The 261-nt window shown below is 67.4% G+C and carries 1 protein-coding gene; it reads left to right on the top strand.

Going from position 1 to position 261, the window contains the following annotated elements; translation table 11 throughout:
* A partial coding sequence (locus KW835_RS26685; RefSeq protein WP_255593996.1) for a methyl-accepting chemotaxis protein occupies positions 1 to 261 on the top strand: 261 nt, incomplete at both ends.

Genomic DNA, 261 nt, shown 5'->3' with positions numbered 1-261 from the left:
CCGAAGTGGTGGAGACCATGAAGGGCATCAACGACAGCAGCAAGAAGATCGCGGACATCATCAGCGTGATCGACGGGATAGCGTTCCAGACGAACATCCTGGCGCTCAATGCGGCGGTGGAGGCGGCCCGGGCAGGCGAGCAGGGCCGGGGCTTTGCGGTGGTGGCCGGCGAGGTGCGCAGCCTGGCCGGGCGCAGCGCAGAGGCGGCCAAGGAGATCAAGGCGCTGATCAACGCGAGCGTGGAGCGGGTGGAGCAGGGCA

This window comes from Acidovorax sp. sic0104 (genome assembly GCF_019219095.1).
Taxonomy (GTDB): Bacteria; Pseudomonadota; Gammaproteobacteria; order Burkholderiales; family Burkholderiaceae_C; genus Acidovorax.
Note: the sequence above shows the minus strand (reverse complement) of the source record. Positions and strands in the feature narration are given on the sequence as shown.